This is a genomic window from Vibrio sp. EJY3, assembly GCF_000241385.1.
Lineage (GTDB): Bacteria > Pseudomonadota > Gammaproteobacteria > Enterobacterales > Vibrionaceae > Vibrio > Vibrio natriegens.
In genome coordinates this window covers 755675-775153 of the sequence record NC_016614.1, presented here as the reverse complement: position 1 = coordinate 775153, position 19479 = coordinate 755675, and the positions used below count along the sequence as shown (strand labels likewise).

21 protein-coding genes are annotated in these 19479 nt (G+C 45.1%); 9 read left to right on the top strand and 12 right to left on the bottom strand.

Translation table 11 applies throughout. The features are described from left to right. Positions 1–92 precede the first annotated feature (92 nt). Genes VEJY3_RS19370 through VEJY3_RS19360 form a run of 3 tightly spaced genes read left to right on the top strand, consistent with a single transcriptional unit; the run spans position 93 to position 3134 of the window. Complete coding sequence (locus VEJY3_RS19370) at positions 93–1166, top strand: TRAP transporter substrate-binding protein (RefSeq protein WP_014234116.1); 1074 nt, start codon at positions 93–95, stop codon at positions 1164–1166. Between the two features lie 53 nt (positions 1167–1219). Further along, positions 1220–1762: a TRAP transporter small permease subunit gene (locus tag VEJY3_RS19365; protein WP_014234115.1), complete on the top strand. Its 543-nt coding sequence runs from the start codon at positions 1220–1222 to the stop codon at positions 1760–1762. After that, a complete protein-coding gene (locus VEJY3_RS19360; RefSeq protein WP_014234114.1) occupies positions 1749–3134 on the top strand; it encodes a TRAP transporter large permease subunit in 1386 nt (461 codons plus the stop codon). The genes VEJY3_RS19365 and VEJY3_RS19360 overlap by 14 nt, the downstream gene beginning before the upstream one ends. Positions 3135–3231: 97 nt before the next feature. On the opposite strand, the gene VEJY3_RS19355 is transcribed toward VEJY3_RS19360, so the two are convergent. The 6 genes from VEJY3_RS19355 to VEJY3_RS19330 form a co-directional block, all read right to left on the bottom strand. Continuing rightward, positions 3232–3483, bottom strand: coding sequence for a DUF2999 family protein (locus VEJY3_RS19355; RefSeq protein ID WP_014234113.1), 252 nt, complete (start codon positions 3481–3483; stop codon positions 3232–3234). A 112-nt stretch (positions 3484–3595) separates the two neighbouring features. Continuing rightward, a complete protein-coding gene (locus tag VEJY3_RS19350; RefSeq protein WP_014234112.1) occupies positions 3596–3985 on the bottom strand; it encodes a MazG nucleotide pyrophosphohydrolase domain-containing protein in 390 nt (129 codons plus the stop codon). A gap of 43 nt (positions 3986–4028) precedes the next feature. Then, positions 4029–4454 carry a PaaI family thioesterase gene (locus VEJY3_RS19345; protein WP_014234111.1) on the bottom strand — a complete coding sequence of 142 codons (426 nt, stop codon included), beginning with the start codon at positions 4452–4454 and terminating at the stop codon, positions 4029–4031. A 114-nt stretch (positions 4455–4568) separates the two neighbouring features. Next, complete coding sequence (locus VEJY3_RS19340; protein ID WP_014234110.1) at positions 4569–4844, bottom strand: nitrogenase-stabilizing/protective protein NifW; 276 nt, start codon at positions 4842–4844, stop codon at positions 4569–4571. Positions 4845–5041: 197 nt separating this feature from the next. Further along, a complete protein-coding gene (gene katG, locus VEJY3_RS19335; protein WP_014234109.1) occupies positions 5042–7213 on the bottom strand; it encodes a catalase/peroxidase HPI in 2172 nt (723 codons plus the stop codon). A gap of 187 nt (positions 7214–7400) precedes the next feature. Next, a complete protein-coding gene (locus tag VEJY3_RS19330; protein ID WP_014234108.1) occupies positions 7401–8948 on the bottom strand; it encodes a glutamate synthase-related protein in 1548 nt (515 codons plus the stop codon). 152 nt (positions 8949–9100) lie between these two features. On the opposite strand from VEJY3_RS19330, the gene VEJY3_RS19325 reads away from it, so the two are divergent. Then, positions 9101–9580: an aminoacyl-tRNA deacylase gene (locus VEJY3_RS19325; protein ID WP_014234107.1), complete on the top strand. Its 480-nt coding sequence runs from the start codon at positions 9101–9103 to the stop codon at positions 9578–9580. 69 nt (positions 9581–9649) lie between these two features. Here VEJY3_RS19325 and VEJY3_RS19320 read toward each other — a convergent pair whose 3' ends face one another. Beyond that, positions 9650–10342, bottom strand: a complete 693-nt coding sequence (locus VEJY3_RS19320; RefSeq protein ID WP_014234106.1) for a response regulator — start codon at positions 10340–10342, stop codon at positions 9650–9652. Continuing rightward, on the bottom strand, positions 10339–11913 hold the full coding sequence (locus tag VEJY3_RS19315) for a sensor histidine kinase (RefSeq protein WP_014234105.1): 1575 nt from the start codon (positions 11911–11913) through the stop codon (positions 10339–10341). Before VEJY3_RS19315 ends, VEJY3_RS19320 begins: the two co-directional genes overlap by 4 nt. On the opposite strand from VEJY3_RS19315, the gene VEJY3_RS19310 reads away from it, so the two are divergent. Beyond that, the gene (locus VEJY3_RS19310) at positions 11914–12195 is read left to right on the top strand and encodes a hypothetical protein (protein ID WP_014234104.1); all 282 of its coding nucleotides are present in this window, start codon (positions 11914–11916) and stop codon (positions 12193–12195) included. Then, positions 12188–13591, top strand: a complete 1404-nt coding sequence (locus tag VEJY3_RS19305; RefSeq protein WP_014234103.1) for an anion permease — start codon at positions 12188–12190, stop codon at positions 13589–13591. The genes VEJY3_RS19310 and VEJY3_RS19305 overlap by 8 nt, the downstream gene beginning before the upstream one ends. Before the next feature lie 60 nt (positions 13592–13651). Here VEJY3_RS19305 and VEJY3_RS19300 read toward each other — a convergent pair whose 3' ends face one another. Together VEJY3_RS19300 and VEJY3_RS19295 are read right to left on the bottom strand one after the other, a co-directional pair. Then, positions 13652–14200 (bottom strand): GNAT family N-acetyltransferase, encoded by a 549-nt coding sequence (locus tag VEJY3_RS19300; RefSeq protein WP_014234102.1) that lies wholly within the window; start codon positions 14198–14200, stop codon positions 13652–13654. Between the two features lie 9 nt (positions 14201–14209). Then, positions 14210–14665, bottom strand: a complete 456-nt coding sequence (locus tag VEJY3_RS19295; protein ID WP_014234101.1) for an NUDIX pyrophosphatase — start codon at positions 14663–14665, stop codon at positions 14210–14212. Positions 14666–14859: 194 nt separating this feature from the next. Here VEJY3_RS19295 and VEJY3_RS19290 point away from each other — a divergent pair, with 194 nt between their 5' ends. Next, the gene (locus tag VEJY3_RS19290; RefSeq protein WP_014234100.1) at positions 14860–15765 is read left to right on the top strand and encodes a DMT family transporter; all 906 of its coding nucleotides are present in this window, start codon (positions 14860–14862) and stop codon (positions 15763–15765) included. Between the two features lie 52 nt (positions 15766–15817). Here the strand turns inward: VEJY3_RS19290 and VEJY3_RS19285 are convergent, their stop codons facing one another. Both VEJY3_RS19285 and VEJY3_RS19280 read right to left on the bottom strand, forming a co-directional pair. Next, positions 15818–16204, bottom strand: a complete 387-nt coding sequence (locus VEJY3_RS19285; protein ID WP_014234099.1) for an MAPEG family protein — start codon at positions 16202–16204, stop codon at positions 15818–15820. Positions 16205–16267: 63 nt separating this feature from the next. Next, a complete protein-coding gene (locus tag VEJY3_RS19280; RefSeq protein ID WP_014234098.1) occupies positions 16268–16990 on the bottom strand; it encodes a sulfite exporter TauE/SafE family protein in 723 nt (240 codons plus the stop codon). 403 nt (positions 16991–17393) lie between these two features. Between VEJY3_RS19280 and VEJY3_RS19275 the strand changes: the two genes are divergently transcribed. Beyond that, positions 17394–17759 carry an Hpt domain-containing protein gene (locus VEJY3_RS19275; protein ID WP_237708200.1) on the top strand — a complete coding sequence of 122 codons (366 nt, stop codon included), beginning with the start codon at positions 17394–17396 and terminating at the stop codon, positions 17757–17759. A 62-nt stretch (positions 17760–17821) separates the two neighbouring features. Then, positions 17822–19450 (top strand): response regulator, encoded by a 1629-nt coding sequence (locus tag VEJY3_RS19270; protein WP_014234096.1) that lies wholly within the window; start codon positions 17822–17824, stop codon positions 19448–19450. Positions 19451–19479: the final 29 nt, after the last annotated feature.

Genomic DNA, 19479 nt, shown 5'->3' with positions numbered 1-19479 from the left:
AAAGCTCAATGTAACATTGCATTAACATCAATTAATACGCTCTGTTCACATTTAGCAATATTAACAAGGAATACCCAAACAAGGAGATCTCCATGAATCTTAAGAAAGTTGCCATTGCTACTGCGTTAACGCTCACCGCTTCTGGTCTTTCTGTTAGTGCTCAGGCTGCTGATAAGAAGGTACTGCTAAAAACCCCGATTGCTTTTGGTAGCCACCTTCCAGCTCTAGGTACCCCTATCCAATGGTTTGCAGACAGAATTGAGCAAACCTCCGGTGGCACCATCAAAATGAAAATCTACGAGCCGGGTAAGTTGGTTAACCCACCGGAGATTCTCGATGCAGTATCCACGGGTAAAGTGAACGCTGGCTACGCCATTTCTGGTTACTGGCAAGGTAAACTGCCAGCTTCAGCAATTTTCTCGTCTATCCCTTTCGGCCCTGAAGCCCCTGAGTTTATGGCGTGGCTTTTCTTTGGTAACGGCTTGAAGCTCTACCAAGAGATGTACGACCAAGGCGGCTTCAATGTCAAAGTAATGCCATGTGCGATGAACTCTCCTGAAACATCAGGCTGGTTCCGCAAACCTATTGAAAAACCAGAGGATCTAAAAGGTCTCAATATGCGCTTCTACGGACTAGGGGCGTCTGTGATGGAAAAACTTGGTGTGGGTACAGTTCAGATCCCAGGTGGCGAGATCTTTGGTGCACTTGAGAAAGGTGCGATTGACGCCTCTGAGTTTTCACAACCTGCCGTTGATGACCGCTTAGGCTTCCACAAAGTAGCCAAGTACAACTACTTCCCAGGCTGGCACCAACAATCAACGGTATTTGAACTGTTGATCAACAAAGACACTTGGAATGGCATGAGTGCAACTCAACAATCTGCAGTCGAAACCACTTGTATGGCGGCAATGACTTACTCGATCGCAGAAGGTGAAGCGATGCAATACGCAGCCATGGAAAAAGCGAAACAAAATGGTGTCGAGATTCGCTACTGGAACCAAGATATGTTGAATCTATTCAAGAATACTTGGATGGAAGTAGTGGAAGAGAAGAAAGCAGAAGACCCATTCTTCGACAAAGTTTGGACCGACCTAAGCAACTTCCGCAAGGGTTATGCGTTGTGGTCTGCGAACGGATTCCTGCCTCGTGAAACACAAAACCAATAAACGTCGTTGTTAATAAAAGGCCAGCGTCTCTCGCTGGCCTTTAGGAGTAGCCAATGAGCAAAGTGCTATATTCTTCCCCAACCGTCCCACTCTATTTTCAAATCGAGAGGCTGGTTATTTCCGCGAGTAAAGCGTTGGCCTGGACAAACCTCGCGTTAATAGCGGTGATCATCATTCAGGTCGTAATGCGCAAAGTCTTTTCCAACGGGCAAATTGCGCTTGAAGAACTGCAATGGCACCTCTATGCCACAGCAGTCATGTTCGGAACCGCTTATGCACAGGTGACCAACTTACACGTTCGAGTCGACCTGTTTTATCACAAGTTCTCCGCTCGCAAAAAAGCCCTAGTCGACATACTCGGCATTCTGTTTCTCGCGGCACCATTTGTTGTTATCGTCATTCTCCATTCCTACGACTTCGCTTACGAAGCTTGGCGCGTCAACGAGAGTTCAGCCGCACCTTCCGGCTTACCTTATCGCTGGATGATAAAAGCCGTGATCCCTTTAAGCTTTAGCTTGCTGTTGCTCTCAATGGTGGCGAAATTATTACGCGATCTGGATACGTTAATCAAAGGAGACGACCATGGAAGCGAATGAATGGATTGTTATCGCCATGTTTGGCTCGTTCATCCTGTTGTTATTCACTGGTATTCCGGTAGCGTACGTGCTCGGTGGGATCGGCATCGTCTTCGCGGCAATCGGTTATTTTGCCGATCTCTATCTTGATACGTTTACCGGGCTCGATTACACCACCCTTGGTCTCGTTGTTAACCGTATTTATAAGGTGATGGATAACTGGATATTAGTTGCCCTACCGATGTTTATCTTTATGGGCAACATGCTAGATAAGTCCGGCATTGCTGAAAAACTGATGACCTCGATGCAGGCGCTATTCGGCAAAGTACACGGTGGTTTAGCCATTACGGTGATGGCGATTGGTATCATACTCGCCGCCTCTACAGGCATCATTGGTGCATCGGTTGTGCTGTTAACGGTGATGTCTCTGCCGAGTATGATGCGTCAGGGCTATCATCTTCCTCTGGCACTTGGAACGGTCGCCTCAGCAGGTACATTAGGCATACTGCTTCCACCTTCCATCATGTTGGTGATTATGGCCGACCAACTTGGGTTATCAGTTGGCGATCTGTTTATGGGCGCGATTATGCCGGGTCTGTTACTGGGCAGTTTATACATTATGTATATCCTTACCGTTGGTAAAATGACCCCGAGCAAAGCACCAATTCCAGAAAATGTAGAGCCTGTTGACTGGAAGCTTATCTTACAAGTATTCAAAGATATCACACCGACCGTTATCCTGATTTTCTGCGTGTTAGGTTCAATATTTGCGGGTATTGCTACTCCAACAGAAGCTTCTGGCATAGGCGCTTTAGGGGCGACACTACTTGCGGCATATAATAAAAAGCTCAACTTAAAAGTTCTGAAGGAGGTGATGCTTTCTTCATACGGAACGACTGCCTACATATTCATGATCTTCTTGGGTGCCTCCTGCTTTGCTTTGGTGCTAAGGGAGTTAGGCGGTGACGAACTGATCGAGTCGTTCCTGAGTGGCTTACCTTTCGGTCAATACGGCATTATCGCGTTTATTCTGTTAATCGTATTTTTGCTTGGATTCTTCCTCGACTGGATAGAAATCACCCTTATCGCACTGCCGCTGCTAGCACCTGTGGTAGCAAGTTTAGGCATTGAGCTTGATGGTCATGGCGTGGTGGATAACCCAAGTCTGGTATGGTTTGTTATGCTCGTCGCAATGGCGCTGCAAACCAGTTTCCTTACCCCACCGGTTGGCTTCGCTCTGTTCTATTTAAAAGGCGTTTGCCCTGAAGGTGTTTCCCTGAAGGATATCTATCGCGGTGTGATTCCGTTTATCGCTATACAGCTAATCGCGTTAATCTGTCTGGTTATATGGCCACAATTGGTGTTGTGGTTCCCTAGTGTTGCTTATGGTTAACCTCATTCGCTGACAAGCAAATAAGAAATCGCGTAAAAATAAAGCCGCTAAAACGTAATATTTTAGCGGCTTTTTAGATTTGTTTGAGGATACTCTGTTACTGCTGAAGTTTTTCTTTTGCTTCAACCACTTTTGAAAAGTCCAAACCTAACTCTTCAACCGCTTCTTTAATTAACACAGGATTTTGCATCACTTGCGCCATCAACGCTTGAAGCTGCTCCTGAGGTAGACCCAACTGGCTGATAGTTGCCATTGCTGCCAGAGGGTTTTGCGTCAACGCCTGAAATAGCTCATTAATCTGAGCATCACTGATATTATTCTCTTTCAGCATTGCAAGAATCGGGTTCATCAAATTACCTTTAATCACTAAGTAAAACAGACGTGTAGTTTACCATCTGGTTTTGTCTGTTTATAGTAAGACTTATGCCAATTGCAGTCCGAACCTGTACGCGCCTGTTTCGTCAGATGACGCTCTGCTTGTTTTCTGACTGCTCTGCCAACTCGATACTTAACGCTTCTTTTTGTTTCAATTTGACGTCTTCCCAACTGCTGCCTGATTCGATAGCGGACACGCGCTGTTCGTATTTCTTACAAGCCCTATCGAGAACTTTCTTAGGGTCAATACCTTTCTCTCTTTCCAGCGCTTTCAGTACATTCAAATAATTCCATAGCACATCGCCAAGTTCATCTTCCAGATAACAAAGACGATCTTCAGCTATCTCTTCACGTACTTCTTCGACTTCTTTACCAATTGCAACCAGATAGGTTTCGACACCTTTAAACCAGGTATTGGTCAGATCAAACTCTGACTTCCTCGTCGCGATTGAGAGTAGTTCATCAAATTCTTTCATATTCCCTCCATGGAATAGTCATTAGCTACGAGTATACGGTTAGCTAACTTTTAGGGCGAATAAATTTTCCCATTGCACTGACTCTGACTTCTTTATTGACACTTAGCTGAGCGACTAACTGATAAACACCCCGCTTTTCCCTTTCGCAACGCGCGGTAATTTCAATATGTTCCTTTAAAGCAATAGGCGCGTGATAGCGGACATCGAGCTGAGCCGTCAGTGCTTCAACACCCATCGACAGCAAGCAATTGGTCATCGCGCCATCGAGCAATGAACTGGCGATACCACCATGCAACAATCCTGTGTAACCTTGATGACGGTTAAGCACATCGAATTCGCCAAAAATGGAATGATCTGAAAGCTGTTGGTAATGGACGGATAAAGAGTAGGGATTGTTTTCAATTGGTGCGCACACTGCGCAATGGTCATGGGACTGATGAGGTTTATGACGTTCAGTATCTGTAAGCATAGTGGCACTTTACACGGTCTAAAAATGTGTAATTAGCATATGCCAAATACTCTGGCGGAAGTCGCGAGTAATCTATGTTTGCAGTATGTAGACATTCAACAGCGTATAACTGACTTAGCGTCTTTGACACGACGTGCAGCCTCGACAGGCTGATCGGGTTGTTTTGTCCAGCAAGCTGCGTTGTACTTTGCAGTAAGCGTTTTTGAGTGCGCGACGTGCTGAGAACCAATCATCGGGTTTGGTCAAAATTAAATAGCCGTTAAACCGCTTTACTAATTCGGTGCGATGACTCTCGATAAACCGGCTGTCGAATTCGATCTCGAAATAATTCAACGCGTCTTCTATGCGAGAGAAGCTGGCGATTTTTTCGTTAATAGCGTTTTGAGTCATAACTCTGGCACTTTGGTTGGTCGTTCAATGCAGTTTAATCGCTGTTCATTCTACTTTCTTTGATTTCCAGACGCTTAATGTTCAGAACTGGTTTGATTATCAGATGGGATGCCGACAATACCAATAAAAAACAGGCGAACATTAAGTCCGCCTGTATTTATCGTATGACAGTTAATTAAGAGAACTCGTATGTTTTCCTATAGATCAAAGCGATCGGCATCCATCACTTTTACCCACGCTTTGATGAAATCATGAACGAATTTTTCCTGATTATCATCTTGTGCATACACTTCTGAGTAGGAGCGTAAAATAGAGTTAGACCCGAACACAAGATCGACTCTGGTTGCCGTCCATTTCACTGCACCTGACTTGCGATCGACGATTTCGTATTGGTTTTCACCTTTCGGAACCCACTGGTATGCCATATCGGTTAAGTTAACGAAGAAGTCATTAGTCAAGCTGCCGACGCGGTCAGTAAATACGCCATCTGCACTACCGCCATAGTTCGTGCCCATCACACGCATACCACCTACGAGCACGGTCATTTCTGGTGCAGTCAGACCCATTAACTGAGTACGATCCAACATCAATTCTTCTGGTTTGACGACGTAATCTTTCATCAACCAATTTCGGTATCCGTCTGCCAGAGGTTCGAGAACCTCAAATGAGTCGACGTCAGTCATTTCTTGACTCGCATCACCACGCCCAGGCGAGAATGGAACCGTGACATTGTAACCTGCTGCACGTGCGGCAAGCTCAACACCAACGTTACCAGCAAGAACGATAGCATCTGCTACGCTACATCCTGATTCAGCAGCGATTTTTTCAAGAACCGGTAACACTTTACTCAAACGTTGTGGCTCGTTACCTTGCCAGTCTTTTTGTGGAGCGAGACGAATTCGAGCACCGTTGGCACCTCCACGGCGATCCGAGCCACGGAATGTACGTGCGCTATCCCAAGCCGTGCTGACCAGTTCACCAATGCTTAAACCACTCGCTTCAATCTTGGTTTTGACTGAATCAACATCGTAACCTGTACTGCCCGCAGGCGTTGGATCTTGCCAAATCAGATCTTCAGCCGGAACATCTGGCCCTAGGTAGCAAGATTTCGGCCCCAGATCACGGTGTGTTAGCTTAAACCAGGCGCGAGCAAACGCATCTTCGAAAGCCGCTTGATCGTTTTTGAAACGCTCTGCAATTTTGCGATATTCAGGATCCATTTTCAGAGCCATATCGGCATCGGTCATGATTGGGTTATAGCGTTTCGAGCTGTCTTCAACATCAACGGGTTTATCTTGTTCGTCAATATTGACAGGCTCCCATTGATGAGCGCCAGCCGGGCTCATTTTCTGTTCCCAGTCATACTTAAACAACAAGTGGAAATAACCATTATCCCACTGGGTTGGATGCGTGGTCCATGCGCCTTCCAAACCACTAGTTACAGCGTCACGACCAATTCCACGCGTAGTGTGATTCATCCAGCCAAGGCCTTGCTCTTCAAGGTCCGCAGCCTCTGGATCGGGGCCAACATTTGCGGCATCACCATTACCGTGACATTTACCGACAGTATGGCCACCAGCGGTAAGCGCAACGGTTTCTTCATCGTTCATCGCCATACGCGCAAAGGTCACACGCATATCAGCGGCTGTTTTTAATGGGTCTGGATTGCCATCAACCCCTTCAGGGTTTACGTATATAAGCCCCATCATTACTGCTGCAAGTGGGTTTTCTAGGTCACGCTCGCCTGAGTAACGTGTCCCTTCACCACCACTCGGTGCCAACCACTCTTTTTCGGAACCCCAGTACGTGTCTTTCTCAGGATGCCAGATATCTTCACGGCCAAATCCGAAACCGAAGGTTTTGAAGCCCATCGATTCATAAGCCATGTTCCCGGCCAGAAGGATCAAATCCGCCCAGCTTAATTTGTTACCGTATTTTCTTTTAATCGGCCAAAGGAGTCGTCTTGCTTTATCCAGGTTAGCGTTATCAGGCCATGAGTTTAGAGGAGCAAAGCGTTGGTTACCCGTTGAACCGCCACCACGACCGTCTGCAATGCGGTAGCTACCTGCAGCATGCCAAGCCATTCGAATCATAAGACCGCCATAGTGACCCCAGTCTGCTGGCCACCAGTCTTGGCTGTCTGTCATCAAATCTTTCAAATCTTTCTTAAGCGCATCGACGTCTAATTTTTTCAATTCTTCTTTGTAATCGAAGTCGTTTCCATAGGGATTTGTTTTGGAGTCATGCTGATGCAGGATGTCTAAATTTAACGCATTTGGCCACCAATCCATCACTGACTTGTCTGTAGATGTTTGCCCACCATGCATGACCGGACATTTACCTACTGAACCGCCGCTTGTGTCGCTCATAAAAACTCCTTTGTTAGGGGCACAGAAGCCGCTAATAAAAATCGTTACTCGATCAAATGAATAGAAATATTCATTTATAACAGCGTAGTCTATACACCAGATTGCTGATGATTTTTTGGTCAATATTTTGTTATGTCTGAAATACGTAAGTGTCACTAAACGTGTATCTATTTAGCGTTAACATCAATCAACGATAAATATCAGTGACGCCCGAATACTTCACGCCAGATAACTGCGCCATGTTTCTATCCCATGTCGCTAAATCATTTATGTTGAACTGACTAAGCGCATCGTGCCCGCACGCCCTCGCCATCACTTGCATCAGCTCGACAGACGCGTCGAAAAAGTTTTTCAATTGTTTCGATGATTTGTCGATATCAAGACGCTGCCTTAAATCGGCGTTTTGCGTGGCAATACCTGCGGGACAGTTGTTGGTGTTGCAAATTCTCGCAGCGACGCACCCGATAGATTGCATTGCGCTGTTTGCAATAGCGACGCCATCAGCCCCTAATGCCATGGCTTTAACAAAGTCCATTGGCACTCTCAATCCACCAGTCACAATTAACGTGACATTGTCACTAACGCCTTTTTGATCCAAATATTTACGAGCACGCGCTAAAGCAGGGATGGTTGGAACACTGATGTGATCACGAAACATGGATGGTGCCGATCCCGTACCACCGCCACGACCATCAAGAATGATGTAATCCGCACTGGCATCCAGAGCGAACTGAATATCTTGCTCAATATGATTCGCGCTGAGTTTGAATCCGATGGGTATGCCTCCGGTGATGGCACGTACTCTGTCAGCAAGTTTCCTGAAGTCACGTGCGGAATGGAGGTCTTTAAATGTCGGTGGTGATATCGCGGGCTCGCCCTCAGGAATGCCACGTATTTCCGATATTCTACCTACGTTTTTACTACCCGGCAGGTGTCCTCCGGTTCCCGTTTTCGCGCCCTGTCCGCCTTTAAAATGAAAAGCTTGTACGCCATGCAATTTAGACTCCTCATAGCCAAATTGTGCGCTGGCAAGCTCATAAAAATACCGAGAGTTTGCGGCTTGCTCTTCAGGCAACATGCCCCCTTCACCGGAACAAATTCCTGTACCTGCTAATTCTGCGCCTTTAGAGAGCGCAATTTTTGCCTCTTCCGATAACGCGCCAAAACTCATGTCCGAGACTAACAAAGGGATCGCCGACTTGAGAGGCTTACGTGCATTCGGCCCCACAATTAACTCGGTTGCGACTGGCACATCTTCCATCAATGGCTGAGTGGCCATCTGAGCGACCATAATTTGTATCGCGTCCCAATGCGGTAACAGGTGTCTTGGTACCCCCATAGCAGCCATGGGGCCATGATGCCCGAGTTTAGATAACCCTTCTCTCGCCAGTTGATGAATAAACTCCAATGTAGGTTCTTCTTGTGTTGACGCCGCCACTGGTTTTCCGCTTTTTTCTTTCTTTGCTTCCGGCGCTTCATGCCCTACCTGCTCTGCCGTAAATTTTTTATGGGTACCATCACAAAATGGAGCGTTAGAAGTCTGTTTGCAGCGACATAAGTAAGCCTCTTCATTCTTTTCGGCGACAAAGCTCATCGGCTTCAGACCGGTCCCTGAATGCGAGCCATCACAATAAGGTTGGCTCTTGGAGCGCCCACAACGACAGAAGTAATATTCTTGCCCTTCCACCAAGTTGACTTTGATTGGCTTGTTATCGGCGATAATTGGTTTACTCATGTTGCCTCCAGTTCTGTTACCACCTGTCGTTATCGCAGGCGTTAACGTAAGCGTAGGACAGGTGCGTATAAGCGTCATTGAACATAGAGAAAATAAGCGTTTGCTTCACATCTCTCCTATACTTTTAGAGGTGTAATACACGTGGAGGCTTTATGACGATTGCAACCCGATTAGATCAATACCTGACTGATCACAATATTCACTTTCAAACAGTGAATCACAGCCACAGTCATAGCTCGCTTCAAAGTGGTGTATCTGCAGGTATACCTTTGATGAATTTGGCGAAAGCCGTGATCCTTGAAGATCATGAAGGTCATCATATGATGGCGGTATTACCAGCCAACAATAAAATCAGCTTGTCAAGACTCAACGATGAGTTCAACGCTTCTTTCCATTTGGTTAAAGAAAGCATGGTTTATCGACTTTTTACCGACTGTGAACATGGTGCGGTTCCGCCAATTGGAAGCCCTTATCACATGGCAACGGTGTGCGATGAAAGATTAGCAAATCTGGATCATGTCTATCTAGAAGCGGGTGACCATGAAACGTTGATCAAACTAGACAGAGAGTCGTTTAAAGAGTTGATGAACGACTGTAAATACCTAAGGTTCAGTAGTGAGGTTCTACATTGATGCTCCCCCAAACCTCGACAAAGGCTCTTTTCGTTCTGCGTTAAGAGCCTTTATTTTTATCTAGAAAACTTAACTTTCTGAGATGTGCTTATTGCGATAAACCCGGGTCGGACGACCTACCTTTCCATGCTCTAGAAATGCCACCAAGTCGCCCTGCTCTACCGCTTTATCTAAGTAGCGGCGAGATGTACTTTTACTGATCGGCAATTGTTCCGATACGCTGGCGGCAGTATGTTCAATATTAATGTGAGTGAACAGATCGATAACCTGCCGATACATAAAAGGGTCTAGCCCTGCTAACTCGACGTGATTCAGTTCAACCTTATTAGACTTGCCTGAATGAAACAGATCATCTAACTGCGACTGACGAAAAGAACCCTGGCTGCTCATATGATTTTTCACTTTCGCTAATCGTTGTAAGCTTTCGGTGAGGCGAGAATAATCCATTGGCTTAATCAAATAATCAAATGCGCCAAATCGGTGGGCCTTTTGAACCGTATCGGCATCGTTTGCCGCCGTCACCAAAATGCATTCTGGTCTGTGTTCGCTATTGAGCCACTGATACACCAAATCAACGCCCAAGCCGTCGGGAAGATAATTGTCGACGATGACCAAGTCTGGTTGCACTCTCTCCACCAATTGGCGAGCGATATGGACGCTACCAGCGATACCAACCACCTGATACTGTTCGACCTGTTCTACAAAGTGGTGATGCAGCTCAGCTATGCTGGGATCATCTTCTACAATCACAACTTTTATCATGCCATCTCCTTAGAAAAATACACGGTGAATGCCGTTTCTAACTCATCGCTATCGAGTTCCATATGGCCAAGCCCTTGCTCAACAATCGAACGTACAATGTGCATTCCTACTCCGTGTTCCGACTTGTTCTGTTTGCTAGTAAAACCCAGCTCGCACAAGGTTTCCAGTTCACTTTCAACCATCGGTCCATTGTTGACTATTTGGATAGTGTACTCGCACTCAGATTCTGAGATATGAATATCCACGCGGCCATTCTCTCTTCCTTTGACTGCGTCCAATGAATTTTGTGCCAAATTGCCGATCAGACCACACAACTGCTCTTCGGATAAACGCTTAGAGAGCCGACTCAAATCGCTTTGGCAATCAATACTAAACGCAACGCCGAGTTCATTCGCTTTACTTGCTTTAGCCAGAATCAGCGCAGACAAAGCTGGCCGGTTATGAAGGGCATGCAATGAATCCAACTGTGACTGACTGGCTTTCGCTTGAGACAAACACACTGATAGTGCTTTTTCGTAAGCCCCCATCTGGAGTAAGCCAGAAATGGTCGAGAGTTTATTTTGATATTCGTGTCGAGTGACTCTCATGTTTTCCATATACTGGTTTACCTGACTGATTTTCTCTGAGAGTACGTGCATCTCATTTTGGTCACGTAAGCTAAACACAGCACCATAAGGTTCTCCGCCAGAGGTACGCAGTGTCACTCGGTTTACCACCAAGTTTTTACCGTTCACGCGAATTAAACCATTGATGTAATCTTCCCCGTCCAGAGAAAAACAGGTCGGGTTATCAATACTCTCGATGAATTCGTCCCCAGGCTCTTTGTTATAATTCAGCATCGAACGAGCGGAATCATTAATTAGGTATAACTGCCCTTGTGAATTTATCGCGACTAACCCCTCGTAAGTCGCTTGCAAAACCCCTTGATAAGTTTTTAATGCCTGCCTAAGCTGCCAGGGTTCCATCTCCTGCATCTGTTTTCTGACATAGTGTGAAAACTTCCAGGATAACCAAATACAGATGCATACAGCACCAAGTCCGAAAATAAACAAAGGTAACAGGCGTTCGCTGGTCCATAAATCCAAAGTATCAATAAGATAGCCAACTTTAATCATGCCAATCACACTGCCATCGTCAGACAAAATTGGTGAAATGTATCGAATGGAAGGCCCCAAAGAACCAATACCGTACGATAGGTAAGATTCCCCACTACTTAGCGCTCTTTCAATATCGCCACCAGTAACATGAAGACCAATACGTTCCTCTACGGGGTGTGCCAACCTGATACCGTTTTTATCGCTAACGGTAATAAAGTCGGCATCACTTACCGCCTGAACTGCGGTGATGATCTCTGACACCGCTTCGGCTTTTCCAGATGAAACAGCGGTAACGAGGCTCGGTAACTGAGATAGCTGCTGAGACTGGACTTGTGCTCGCAAACTGATTTGATGTGTGAGGATTTCATCCAACTGATACGCGCTGTAGCTCCACCAACTCAACATACCCAATAGCATTACGCCACTCAGTAAAGCGGCCAGTTGTTTAGTGAAGCTGAAAGAGGTTAAAGACACGTGAGAATTCCTAAAGGTTGCCTAGCCCAAGCTTACCGTAAGTCTGTACCAATTATTGAGGAATACGCGATAAAACTTGACCGATATCTCAATGATGAATTTTATGATTTTTATTATTTTAATGAGTTTATTCTCAATGCGTTTGCAGCCCGAATCGACCTCAGCACCCAAGTTATACAAGTGCAAAAACCACTTCCTCATGAAATTGATTTGCCTCAGTTTTCCTCACCATCCAGACCCTATTATGGAGAAAAATTAACTTGGAGATGGATGTATGAATGATTCCAAAATGAAGATGCTCCTGCTGGTGGCGATAGGCTGTATATTGTGGTTTATCCCAACCCCTGAAGGACTGTCTGATCAAGCCTGGCAAATGATGGCAATTTTTGTCACAACGGTGCTGAGTTTGATTCTCGCCCCTTTACCTCTTGGGGCAATGGCCTTAACGGGTTTAACCGTAGCGACTTTACTTGGTGTGTTACCGATTAAAACCGCTCTCACGGGCTTTGCTCACCCGACGATCTGGATGATCGCCGCTGCGTTTTTTATCTCGCGTGGCTTTATCACGACCGGATTTGGACGACGCGTTGGTTACTGGTTTATTTCAAAATTAGGCCACAACTCGCTCGGTCTTGCTTATGGTCTTGTTTTAACCGATTTACTGTTTGCACCTGCAACGCCAAGTACAACGGCTCGCTGTGGCGGCATCATCTCTCCTCTATTCCGTTCTGTCGCCAGCGCATACGATTCTGATCCAGAAAAAGGTACAGAAAACCGCATCGGTGCTTTCTTGGTTCAGTGTATCTTCCAATGTAATGCGATCACCTGTGCGATGTTCCTGACTTCAATGGCAGGTAACCCTCTCGCTGCTAACTTTGCAAAAGAACAGGGCGTTGAGATCACATGGGCGGGTTGGGCAACAGCGGCAATCGTACCTGGCTTGCTGTGTTTGTTCCTGATTCCACTTGTTATGTACTTTGTTTTCCCGCCTGAATTAAAGAAAACGCCAGAGATGCGCGAAATCGCTCGTCAGAAATTGGCAGAAATGGGCAAGATGACTCGTGATGAAGTCATGGTTGGTATCACGTTCGTTGGTATGGTTTCACTTTGGGTTCTTGGCCCAACACTAGGCATTCATGCAACCGTTACTGCACTATTGGGTTTGGTGTTCTTGCTTATGACACGCACCATTACCTGGGATGCGGTGCTGGGTGAAAAAGAAGCCTGGCATACCATTACTTGGTTCGCCGTTCTGGTAATGATGGCAGCACAACTTAACAGCCTTGGCTTTATCGGCTGGGTTAGCCAGTCAATGAGCGATTCGTTGTCTGGATTTGGCTGGGTTACAACGGTCGTTGTACTGCTACTGGTTTACTACTACAGCCATTACTTGATGGCGAGTGCAATGGCTCATATTAGCGCCATGTATTCAGCATTCTTGGCGATTGCAATTTCAGCAGGCGCACCACCAATGCTGGCCGCTATCGTACTGGGTATTTTCAGCAACCTTTACATGTCAACGACCCACTACTCTTCTGGCCCAGCCCCAATCTTGTTTGGCGCAGGATTCCACAGCCTGCAAAGCTGGTGGAAAATTGGCTTTATATTCTCACTAATCGTTATCCCAGTATTTATCTTCGTGGGCGGCGCATGGTGGAAATTACTTGGACTTTGGTAAGTCTGGCGAAGGCCTTTTCGAAAAACAAAAACCGCCTACTAAGGCGGTTTTTTAAATACTTTATCTCAGAGGCAACTCATAAACTCCCAACCGCTGAGAGCGATCCAACATATCGAAATCATGGTCCAGATAGTGTTTCAATTTCGCCCCGGTACGCTCGGCAATTTTGATACTCGCTATATTTTCTTCCAAGCAGTGGAATTGGACAGATTTGGCATTGCCTCTCTTTTTAAGATAAAGGATGAGAACAGAAAGAGCCTGATCAATCAATTTGTTACCTCTGCCATGATCCGCAAGCCAATAACCTATTTCGGTCACGTACGTCTCTGGATCGACCCCTTTTGAGCCAATCACGCCGGAAAATCGGTCGTCAAAATAAATGGCAAACCAATACGCATCGACTGCGTTGCTATCCACTCTTTGTGAAATGTAGTGGCGAGCTTCACGTCTGTTGGTCACAAACTCAGGCCAGGGTAAATAAACAGTTAACCTTTCACGATTGGCATTGACGGTTTCTAGCAGCTCTAAGGTGTGTTTCGACGCTAACGGCTCCATCGATATTCTGTCAGATATCGCAAAGCGTTGTTCTAAATCATCGGCTTGCAGCATTATCTTCCTTTAGTCTTGTTCTATGAGTGTGAAAGGAGTCAGTTTGGACTTATCAACGTAATGCATCCACACGTGTTCATAAAGTTTGTGTTGATTTGAAAAAGGCGCCAATTGTTTCGCTTCTTCTAATGTACACCAGCGATATTCAGTATGCTCGTGGTTTAGCGTAACACCTTGATTGGGCTGGCAGAACATAACAAAACAAGGGATCACCATGACACGGTTCTTTTTCGCTTCATAAAACTGCTCCAGAAAGTCGGCGGTATGCAGCTCTACATCGGTTATCTGTGTTTCTTCTTCAAGTTCTCTTAAGATGGTTTGCCATCCTAACTCCCCCTCTTCCACGCCGCCCGCAACGTGGCACCAGTAGCCGCCTTTCACGCGTTTTAAGAGCAACATTTTGATCACGCCATCAATCTCAGAAATGACGACACCTGACACGTGGGTTGCTTGTACTGGAATCATGTTATTTCCTTGTGAGTTAGGCAAATTTATACCAACCATAAAACGTAATGTATCAATGAATTGCTATTGATTGGCGAAGCGGATAGATATCAAAGTGCAATCTCATTTTATCGGCAAATTTCATTTTATCTAGTGGCTTATTTTAACCACTTAGTATGTTAAAGTGAGATCTCACGCAACAATCGAGCATTCTCATGTCTAATTCTTTAAGCGCCATGGTTCCCATTGGTGTTCGCTTTATGGTTCTTTCTGCCTTTGGCTTCGCACTGATGTCCGCGACGGTTAAACACGTCAGTTTATACGGTATCCCCGTATTTGAGATCGTTGCAGCAAGGGCTCTGGTTTCCTTAGTGATCAGTTACTTAGACGTGAAGCGTAAACGAATTTCTATCTGGGGAAACAACAAACCATTATTACTCGTACGTGGTGCTGTCGGTACCGTTGCGTTGGTCTGTGTTTATTACTCTGTCACCACCTTACCTTTGGCAGAAGCGACCATATTCCAATATATTCATCCGGCATTTACCGCTTTGCTCGCGGTATTTTTCTTAAAAGAGCGGATTCAACCATCAACATTGGTTTGTATCGCGTTATGTTTACTTGGTATCTATGTGATGGTCCGCCCCGAAACTGGTGCATCAGCCGAACATGCCCTGCCTCCATTTAGCGTCATGATGGCACTGTTAGGCGCGTTTGGTAGCTCTATCGCGTATGTAATCGTCAGAAAATTGAGCCGGACAGAAGACAGTTCAGTCATTATTTTCTATTTCCCACTTGTCGCCCTGCCAGCGTCGATAGTTTTGATGGGAGACAATTTTGTTGTACCTGATCTTTATCTGACCATCATGTTGGTTTTAATTGGTGTTTTCACCCAAATTGGTCAACTTGGTATGACGAAAGCGATGCAGACTCAAGAAGCAGGTAAAGCCTCAGCCTACTCTTATATTCAGATAGTCTTCTCTGGCCTGATAGGTATTGTCGTCTTTGGTGAGCTACCGTCAGTATGGACGTACATTGGCGCAGGGTTAATCGTCACAGGTGCGATGATTAACGCGTTTGGTCGACATATTCGATTACCCTTCGCGCGCAGAAGTGCTTAAAAGCGATTAATCAAAATAACAGGCCCGGCAGAAAACACTCATGCTGGGCTTGTTACCAAATCTTGTCGTAAGGCAGATAAATCAAATTCAAAACAACCAACGCAACCATGATTAGAAAAGTCAGCTGCATCCCTTTAACCCGCCCTTTAAATCTCTCTTGCAAAATACCTCGCGCGTGAATAATACGCCCAATCACGAAGATGATTCCGGTGAGGTGTATCCAAACTGGTTGCGCGCCGTTGTACTCCAATAGCGCCATTAATATCAATGTAATGGGAATGTATTCACTCGCATTGCTTTGCGCACTTCGCGCTATTTGAAGCGCTTCGACCCCACCATCTGCGTAAGCGACCTTATTCTTGCGTCTCAGTTTAATAACCTGAATTGCCAGCCAAATCAGTAGTACAGTCAAAATACAAGCGTAGAGAGCGGTAATCATATCCATTCCTTTTGATTTATCGTTCTATCACTATAGTTAATCCACGACGCGGCATCAGACAACCTACAAGTTCACTCCCTGCACAATGGCCGTAAAACCGCTAACAAAACAGAGTGTTAGCGCACCAACACGGATTTTTTCTTTTGGTAAAGACTGAGTCGTTTTAATCGCTAGCCAATAACCAAGCGCCGCTGCAGGCAGCAGAGGAATAGTGATAACTAAATGATTCCACGTGAAAAAGCCAGCGGGTATCTGAACGATCAATGAAATGATAGAGCTGACGACGAAGAAAGCCGATAGGTTACCGCGTAACTGATTAGCTTCTTGATGTTGCAACAAGAGCGCCATTGGTGGCCCCCCTATCGCTGAACTCGTACCAAACAAGCCAGAAAAGAAACCCGCAAATGTCATACGAGTTGGCGTTGGTTCAATTCTAAACGGCAAAACACTCACAATCACGGCGAACAATACTAGAATACCAATCCACAGCGTAAGTGCTTCGGTTGATACAAAGAACAACATGACGCCACCAGCAATAGAGCCCGGAATACGTCCTATCAACGCCATTTTCAAGCCACCAATTTCTACGCTGCTGCGGTGTTTAACTGCATTCATCAAAGAAATAAATAAAGCGACTAAACAGATAGGCGCAGGGACATATTCTGGAGACCAGATAATAAGTAAAGGAGCAGCAACAATTGCTAAGCCAAAGCCAATAGCGGTTTGAACGTAGGATCCAAGAAAGATCAAACCTAACGCAACCAAGTTTATCGAATCGAATTCCATCGAGCCATTCTTATTTTTAATGAGACATCGAAAGCGTCACCAAGTCTCTTACGTACGTGGTTCGCTTAACCTCGTGTAGCATTCATGAAAGTAAATGAAAATACAACGTATTTATCCCAATTTACATCGAGAAACCTTACTCAACGAAAATATCTCAACAGCCACTTATGGGTAGCCTCAAAGATATATGTCCTACAAATATTCCGCTACGAAAATCATGCCCGTAGTCAATATTGTCCTAAACTGCTGTAGGATTACTCCTACATAAAAATTAAGCAATATATATCAATAACTTATAAATTAAGGCCAATACTGATAACCTTGACCTATCTGGTGAATTTGTACACGATCATAGGCGTTTTAAAACTACCGTTGACCACCAGTTACTATGAATTCTCGCGCTATGTTAAACACACAATGGTTACTCAATTTCCCTAAAGATATGAGAATTCATATGGCGGAAACCTACATCGAAACCATGAACCACGACGTCACTCAGTTGGAACAGTTGTTATTAATGGGCGAAACAAGTACTCAGGATGCATTAGCCATCTTGCACAAGATAAAAGGCAGCACGGCGCAAATAGGTTTAAGAACCATAAACCAGTCGGCTATTTATACCGAAAAACTCGGCAAGCTTGCCTCACCTGATTACTCGGTCGCCTTATCATCGCTAATGAAAGAGGTGAAACAGAGCATCGTCGATGTAAAAAATTGGAAGGCTTACAACGCACGAAAAGCCAACTCACCTAAGGTTTACTGTTATTAAAATCTCAAGTAGGACCAAAATGTTCATCTCATTCACTAAGTTTGATGCCTGAGGATAGCGCCATGCTCCCTAACCTTAACAAGCGTAAAGTGCTAATCGCCGACGACTCAAAACTGGTCACCAGCACCATAACGTCAATCCTCAAACAATCAGGAATGGATGACATTAGTTATGCGCACAAACCGGAAGAAATAATCCGGCTATGTGAGCAAACCCAGTTTGATTTGATCCTCTGCGACTATAATTTTCAGGCTTCTCTTAACGGGTTCCAGATTTTAGAGGAATTGCAATATTCGAAACTGCTTCCTGCGCATACAACGTTTGTTTTCCTCAGTGGAGAAGATAACCCAAAGATCATCCGTTCCATCCAAGACAGCGACGCTGACGATTACTTTTTCAAACCTTTAAACTTTAAAATCTTTCGCAATCGAATTCTGTCGGCGATGGAAAGACGGGCTGCACTTTTACCTATTTACAAGCAGCTTCAATGGCTGAATTTTAGCGGCGCAACAGAAGCCTGTGACGCATTGCTTCCCCTCTACCCTGAGTATTCAATTGTCATCAAGCAATATCGTGCGCTGGCGTTGGTCAGCAGCAAGCAATTTGTTGCCGCCCAAGAAGAGTATCAAGGACTACTGGACGATTACGGTTTTGACTGGGTTAAGATTGCACTGGCAAACACCTTAATCAAATCCAATCAGCTAGAAAAAGCCCAGCAGGTTCTCAACTCGGTTAACGATCAAGTAGAGAACCCTTATTATCACGACGAGATGTCTAAAATCGCGGTTGAAAAAGACGATTTCACAACAGCAATAAAACACCTTAAACAATCGATCGCACTTGTAGATTCAGAGGCAGAACGTGAACTGGTGATCACTAATCTCTCCTTAGCAAACGAGTCATACGATGATGCCGTGACCTATATTAGACGCTATGAAGAAAAAAACGCTCACACCTTCAGAGACGAGATATACACGAAGCTCAATTTCACGCGGTGTTATCTATATCGTGCGCTAAATAACCCTCTGAGTAACTGTTTTGAAAGTTTGTTGTCTGGTTTAAATCCGATAATCAGTGATATACACAGTCACCCTCAATTTAAAACGCATGCTCTTCTGCTATCAGCACATATTTCACTCATTCGCGGGGACTTAAAATCTGCAACGTCTGGTATAAAACAAGCTCTAAAAACGAATGAGTTAACGCACTTTTACGACTTGTATCACCTTTGTGTCTTACTTGAGCGTTGTTCACTTTTGGAGGAAATGGAATCTGTCCTACCGCTCGCTCATTCGGCCATTTCGGATTTACAGCACCCAAGTATTCGTCGAAGTCAGATGCATATGTTAAAGAAATTGAAGGAGCGATTGCTGGAGGCTCAGTTAAGAGTCGACTCAATAAGAAAACAGCTGTCTGAAAAAAAATCTAACGCAACACTTGGAATGACTTCTCACTTCGACCACTATTTCAAATTGCATGATCTTTTTCCTCACTCAGAAAAAATTTGCTTAGCCATCGTAAAACTGGCGTCACTTCGTCCCTTTGCCTATCACGGTGAATACCGAATTTTTACTAAGCTTAATGAGTGTGATCAAGTGGTCACGACTGCATATAGCCGAGATGAACTGAGCACCATGAGTTACGCAGCGATGTATCAGTCTGCAAAAGATAACATTAGATTAAACAGTTAGGCTGGAATGGACAAAAGCGCGTTAGGAAT

Bases quoted from the DNA above. Each gene is read 5' to 3' on its own strand.
- VEJY3_RS19370 (WP_014234116.1), top strand. From the start codon at position 93: ATGAATCTTAAGAAAGTTGCCATTGCTACTGCGTTAACGCTCACCGCT.
- VEJY3_RS19365 (WP_014234115.1), top strand. From the start codon at position 1,220: ATGAGCAAAGTGCTATATTCTTCCCCAACCGTCCCACTCTATTTTCAA.
- VEJY3_RS19360 (WP_014234114.1), top strand. From the start codon at position 1,749: ATGGAAGCGAATGAATGGATTGTTATCGCCATGTTTGGCTCGTTCATC.
- VEJY3_RS19355 (WP_014234113.1), bottom strand. From the start codon at position 3,483: ATGAACCCGATTCTTGCAATGCTGAAAGAGAATAATATCAGTGATGCT.
- VEJY3_RS19350 (WP_014234112.1), bottom strand. From the start codon at position 3,985: ATGAAAGAATTTGATGAACTACTCTCAATCGCGACGAGGAAGTCAGAG.
- VEJY3_RS19345 (WP_014234111.1), bottom strand. From the start codon at position 4,454: ATGCTTACAGATACTGAACGTCATAAACCTCATCAGTCCCATGACCAT.
- VEJY3_RS19340 (WP_014234110.1), bottom strand. From the start codon at position 4,844: ATGACTCAAAACGCTATTAACGAAAAAATCGCCAGCTTCTCTCGCATA.
- katG (WP_014234109.1), bottom strand. From the start codon at position 7,213: ATGAGCGACACAAGCGGCGGTTCAGTAGGTAAATGTCCGGTCATGCAT.
- VEJY3_RS19330 (WP_014234108.1), bottom strand. From the start codon at position 8,948: ATGAGTAAACCAATTATCGCCGATAACAAGCCAATCAAAGTCAACTTG.
- VEJY3_RS19325 (WP_014234107.1), top strand. From the start codon at position 9,101: ATGACGATTGCAACCCGATTAGATCAATACCTGACTGATCACAATATT.
- VEJY3_RS19320 (WP_014234106.1), bottom strand. From the start codon at position 10,342: ATGATAAAAGTTGTGATTGTAGAAGATGATCCCAGCATAGCTGAGCTG.
- VEJY3_RS19305 (WP_014234103.1), top strand. From the start codon at position 12,188: ATGAATGATTCCAAAATGAAGATGCTCCTGCTGGTGGCGATAGGCTGT.
- VEJY3_RS19300 (WP_014234102.1), bottom strand. From the start codon at position 14,200: ATGCTGCAAGCCGATGATTTAGAACAACGCTTTGCGATATCTGACAGA.
- VEJY3_RS19295 (WP_014234101.1), bottom strand. From the start codon at position 14,665: ATGATTCCAGTACAAGCAACCCACGTGTCAGGTGTCGTCATTTCTGAG.
- VEJY3_RS19290 (WP_014234100.1), top strand. From the start codon at position 14,860: ATGTCTAATTCTTTAAGCGCCATGGTTCCCATTGGTGTTCGCTTTATG.
- VEJY3_RS19285 (WP_014234099.1), bottom strand. From the start codon at position 16,204: ATGATTACCGCTCTCTACGCTTGTATTTTGACTGTACTACTGATTTGG.
- VEJY3_RS19280 (WP_014234098.1), bottom strand. From the start codon at position 16,990: ATGGAATTCGATTCGATAAACTTGGTTGCGTTAGGTTTGATCTTTCTT.
- VEJY3_RS19275 (WP_237708200.1), top strand. From the start codon at position 17,394: ATGTTAAACACACAATGGTTACTCAATTTCCCTAAAGATATGAGAATT.
- VEJY3_RS19270 (WP_014234096.1), top strand. From the start codon at position 17,822: ATGCTCCCTAACCTTAACAAGCGTAAAGTGCTAATCGCCGACGACTCA.